The sequence below is a fragment of the Raineya orbicola genome (genome assembly GCF_002843425.1).
Lineage (GTDB): Bacteria > Bacteroidota > Bacteroidia > Cytophagales > Thermonemataceae > Raineya > Raineya orbicola.
Window position 1 is genome coordinate 1 of record NZ_NKXO01000079.1, and the last position, 2,596, is coordinate 2,596.

Annotated in this window: 2 protein-coding genes and 2 rRNA genes; 2 read left to right on the forward strand and 2 right to left on the reverse strand. The window is 37.5% G+C overall.

Features of this window, described 5'->3' with window-relative positions; genetic code table 11:
• Nucleotides 1-370: ribosomal RNA gene (locus Rain11_RS13620) — 23S ribosomal RNA — on the forward strand; the annotation flags it as partial.
• Nucleotides 371-497: 127 nt separating this feature from the next.
• Nucleotides 498-608: ribosomal RNA gene (rrf, locus tag Rain11_RS13625) — 5S ribosomal RNA — on the forward strand.
• A gap of 46 nt (nt 609-654) precedes the next feature.
• Here the strand turns inward: rrf and Rain11_RS13630 are convergent.
• Together Rain11_RS13630 and Rain11_RS13635 are read right to left on the reverse strand one after the other, a co-directional pair.
• Nucleotides 655-1,935: a SpoIIE family protein phosphatase gene (locus Rain11_RS13630; RefSeq protein ID WP_101359920.1), complete on the reverse strand. Its 1,281-nt coding sequence runs from the start codon at nt 1,933-1,935 to the stop codon at nt 655-657.
• An 84-nt stretch (nt 1,936-2,019) separates the two neighbouring features.
• Complete coding sequence (locus Rain11_RS13635; protein ID WP_101359921.1) at nt 2,020-2,436, reverse strand: globin domain-containing protein; 417 nt, start codon at nt 2,434-2,436, stop codon at nt 2,020-2,022.
• Between the last annotated feature and the right edge of the window lie 160 nt (nt 2,437-2,596).

Genomic DNA, 2,596 nt, shown 5'->3' on the forward strand with positions numbered 1-2,596 from the left:
ACATCCTGGGGCTGGAGAAGGTCCCAAGGGTTGGGCTGTTCGCCCATTAAAGTGGCACGCGAGCTGGGTTCAGAACGTCGTGAGACAGTTCGGTCTCTATCTGTTGCGGGCGAAGAATATTGAGGGGAGCTGACCTTAGTACGAGAGGACCGGGTCGGACGAACCGCTGGTGTATCTGTTGTAGTGCCAACTGCACAGCAGAGTAGCTAAGTTCGGAAGAGATAAACGCTGAAAGCATCTAAGTGTGAAACTCGCCCCGAGATGAGTATTCGTTGAGGGTCGTGGGAGAAGACCACGTGGATAGGTAGCAGGTGTAAGCGTAGTAATACGTTGAGCCGAGCTATACTAATCACCCGAATGTTTGGAGGAGTTACTACGGTGGAGTTATTGTAGATTGTACGACTTGTTGAGAGACAAAAGGAATTTGATGCAGGCAAGTTTAGAAAGAAACAGAAACGAAAAAAGAGTGAAAAGTTAAAAACTTGCTAAAAGGTCTTGCGGGTGGCTATGGCTAGGGTGATCACCTCTTCCCATTCCGAACAGAGAAGTTAAGACCCGAAGCGTTGATGGTACTGGCGTAACAGCTGGGAGAGTAGATGCCGCCCCTCTATCATTCAAACAAAACCCTTCGCTCAAACGTGAAGGGTTTTGTTTTTATAATCTTACCGAAAGCATTAAAAAATCGTCTCTTTGAGCGGTATCCTGCTTAAATTCTGCAACTTCTTGCATAATTTGAAGTTTTTGCTCTTCAGCAGGTAATTGATAAGTTCTTAAAATCAAATCTTTTAGGCGTTTTAAGCCAAATTTTTGTCGGTTATCGTTGGCAATATCAGGAACGCCGTCAGTAAAGAGGTATAGTTGATTACCACTCTCCAAATGCAGAGAATGTTGCTCATATTTTCCTTCTGCATAAATTTGCAAGCCCCCTACGCTTTTTCTACTGCCCGGAACTTCTAAAATAATACTATTTTGCAAGATATACAAAGGACGACGGGCTCCAGCAAAAGTCATTCTGTAATGAAAAGGACTGGTTTTTTGAAAACGACATAAAGCTACGTCCATTCCATCGGAGGTTTCGTTTGAAAAAAGAGAATTGGAAAGGTCTTGATGAATAACTTCTAAAATATCCTTTGGCTCTCTGATACGTCTTTCTTTAATAGCTTTATTTAGTTCTGTATGCCCAATGACGCTCATTAAAGCTCCCGCAATACCATGTCCTGTACAATCTACAATAGCTAAATAAGCTTCAAAATCAGATACTTGGTGAAACCAATAAAAATCCCCTGAAACCACATCAAGGGGTGCATTGATTTCAAAAAAATCTTGAAAAAACTCTAAAAGGGTTTTATCTTTGGGTAAAAGAGCATTTTGTATTTTACTAGCATAATTGATATTCTGTCCTAATTTTCGATACATTGCCGAAATTTCAGCTTTTTGCTTTTCTAATTTACGAGCATATTCTCTTGCCTCTTTATATTGCTCAAAATATTTTGCTTCTAATTTTGTAAGTTCTTGTTCCAAGCTCTGCACAAGCCATTGATTTTCACGCTTAATTTTAACTGTTTCAACGGCTTTTTCGAGAGTCATTTTTATATCTTCTCTTTCCCAAGGTTTAGTAATGTATTTGTAAATACCACACTTGTTGATAGCTTCAATTACCACTTGAATATCGGCATAGCCCGTAAGTATGATTCTGATAGCCTCGGGATATTCTTGCAGGGTTTTTTCTAAAAATTGTGTTCCTGTCATTTGAGGCATCTGCTGGTCAGCAATAATAATATCAATTTGGTTGTTTTTTAAGATTTCAAAAGCCTGTTCGGGTTCATAGGCAGTAAAGATATTATACTCTCTTTTGAAAGAAATTCGGAAAATATCTAAATTACTCTGTTCATCATCTATGTAAAGAATAGAGTGTTTCTCACGAAGAGAATTCATATAAACACAGGTTAATTTTTAATTACAGAACAAAATTATGCGAAGTTATTGTAAGTAACTTCACATAATTTTTTCATTAGAGCTTTATTTGTTTTCAAAGAGTGTTCCTATCATAACTTCTGAAATTTTTTGATAAACAGCTTTCCAAGACTCTTCTAAGTCTGTATTCCATTCATTTCCATACATACTTTTCAACATATGTATAAATGCGTGCCCGAAATAAACAAAATGTTCAGGACTTAATCCGTAACCAGCGTGTCTTTTAGCTAGAGCCTCTAAATCAGGCTTTACGGTATCCCAATTATCAATGCTTTTTACTAACTTGCCAATTGCCGCTATAAGCATTTGCGATTGTCGTTCCATTGAAGTTTTTTTGAACAAATCTCTCGTGTCAGGAGAGAGTTCAAATAGCTTATCGTAAAGAATGTGTGTGGCACTCAAAGTGCCAGCCAAAATCTTTGGAAAAGATTTTTTTACAATTTCTGCTTGATTAGGTGTCATATGAGTATTAGTTAAGTTTTTTGTTCAAATTTATAACGTGAGTTAAGCGGCAATATCTTGAAAAAGTTCAAAATTTGTAAGTAGATTTTTTTCTTGAAAATCTCTAATAGTGGGCTTTTTATCTAGGAATTTGTAGGCAATAATTCCAGACCACAAATTG